We start from the raw sequence: 1,911 nt of genomic DNA, 5'->3' as shown, positions 1-1,911 counted from the left end.
CCGGCTGCCGAGGGTCAGGCCTTGCTGTTGACCATCGGCAGGCTGACGGCGATGCCGATCACGACACCGATCGGGATGAGGATGCCCGGGTTGAGCACGAACAGCCCGCAGAGGCCGCCGATGACGCCACCGATGATCGCGGCGATCGACATGACCAGAATCTGCTTGTTCTTGTCCGGCTTCGACATTGTTCCTCCTCGGTGCTGGCGCTCGATATTCCGATCTCGGAGTGTTCGAGCCTTTTACCCATTGACCGGGGTGGCCTTCGGGCAATTCTGACTATGACCGCTTCCCCGCCGGGGCGGGGGCTGCCGTGGTCATGGCACCAGACTGCCCCTGAGCCCGGCTGACCGCCTAGGCCTCCTGTCACGAGCTGCCCGTGACAACTGTCAGGACGTGGAATCGGACATCCGGGCGGAGTGGGATAAAAGATAGCGGGTATGACTCACCGTCACGGATCGTCCCGCCCCGTGTTTAGGGGTTGCGGGGCATTCCTCGAATAGTAGCTTCATGAGTGCCGAGCGAGCAGTCGGCTTCGCACGCTAGAAGGGTCGCCCGCCACAATGGCTCACATCGCCTTCTTCCCGCCGTCCGCCGCGGGGCACATCAACCCCACCCTGGGCATGGTCGCCGAGCTGACGGCTCGTGGCCACCNNACCTACGCGGACCGGGTGGCCGAGGCCGGCGCCGAGGTCGTGCTGTTCGAGACCACCGTGGCGCCGCCGCCGGACAAGCCGTTCAAGCTGACCGGCGTCGACCTCTCGCGCGGGCTGATGGCGAACCTGAACGAGACCCGCCTGCAGGTGCCGCAGCTGCTGCCGTTCTACCGGGAGAACAAGCCGGACCTGATCGTCTTCGACGGGATCGCCGGGTGGTGGGGGCGGTTGATCGCCAAGGAGCTGGACGTCCCGTGCATGCCGGACTGGACGACCTTCGTCTCCAACGACACCTGGGCGCTGACCAACAACTACATCAAGCCGAACCCGCTGGACCTGCGGTTGTGGCGGTTCGCGCTGGGCATGCACCGGATGGCGAAGAAGGCCGGGCTGACCATGGCCGAGCTGGCCGACGGCACCGGCACCGGCGTGGTCGGGCAGCTGGTGTTCATGCCGCGCTCGTTCCAGTTCGCGCAGGAGAGCTTCGGCGAGGACTTCCACTTCATCGGCCCGTGCCTGGCCGAGCGCTCCAGCCAGGGCGAGTGGCAGCCGCCCGCATCGGGCAAGCCGGTGTGCCTGGTCTCCCTCGGCACGATCTACACGGCGCGGCCGGAGTTCTTCGTCGACGTGATCAAGGCCTTCAGCGGGACCGACTGGCACGTGGTGCTCGTGGTCAGCGAGCGCGTCGACCGCTCGCTGCTCGGCGAGATCCCGGAGAACTTCGAGGTCCACAACGCGGTGCCGCAGATGGCGATCCTCCCGCACACCGATCTGTTCATCAACCACGCGGGCATCACCAGCGTCATGGAGGCCGTGCACTTCGGCGTCCCGATGATCGCGGTGCCGCAGATGGTGGAGCAGAGCGCGACCGCCGACCGCATGGAGGCGGTGAACATCGGCCGTCACCTGCCCGCCGACAAGGTCACCGTGGACGCGCTGAAGAAGCTCATCGACGAGGTGCCCAAGGACCAGAGCGTCAAGGACAGCCTGGTCACCTTCAAGAAGGAGCTCGACGAGGCCGGTGGCACCATCGCCGCCGTCAAGATCATCGAGGAGATCGTCGGCACCGCCTAGCGCCTGCCGCGCGCAACCCCTATGCGGCCCAGGGGTTCGCCGTACTTGAAGACCGGCGAACCCCCTGCCCCCACCGCGTCCTCAGGAACGCGAGCCCGCTCGCCAACGGCCCGTTTGGTGCGTTGAGCGCGCTGAACGACCCGTTCAGTGCGTTAGACGCGCCAAACGGGTCGTTCAGGGC

The 1,911-nt window shown here is 66.5% G+C and carries 2 protein-coding genes; one reads left to right on the top strand and one right to left on the bottom strand.

Annotated features, from left to right (window positions below):
• Window positions 1-14: 14 nt before the first annotated feature.
• Window positions 15-188, bottom strand: coding sequence for a hypothetical protein (locus CCN37_RS40560; protein ID WP_168201053.1), 174 nt, complete (start codon window positions 186-188; stop codon window positions 15-17).
• A gap of 375 nt (window positions 189-563) precedes the next feature.
• Between CCN37_RS40560 and CCN37_RS37760 the strand changes: the two genes are divergently transcribed.
• Complete coding sequence (locus CCN37_RS37760) at window positions 564-1,730, top strand: macrolide family glycosyltransferase (RefSeq protein ID WP_086830206.1); 1,167 nt, start codon at window positions 564-566, stop codon at window positions 1,728-1,730.
• Window positions 1,731-1,911: the final 181 nt, after the last annotated feature.

Origin of the sequence: Allokutzneria sp. NRRL B-24872 (genome assembly GCF_002155965.1) — a bacterium.
Classification (GTDB): Bacteria; Actinomycetota; Actinomycetes; order Mycobacteriales; family Pseudonocardiaceae; genus Allokutzneria.
This window is presented reverse-complemented; position numbering and strand designations above follow the sequence as displayed.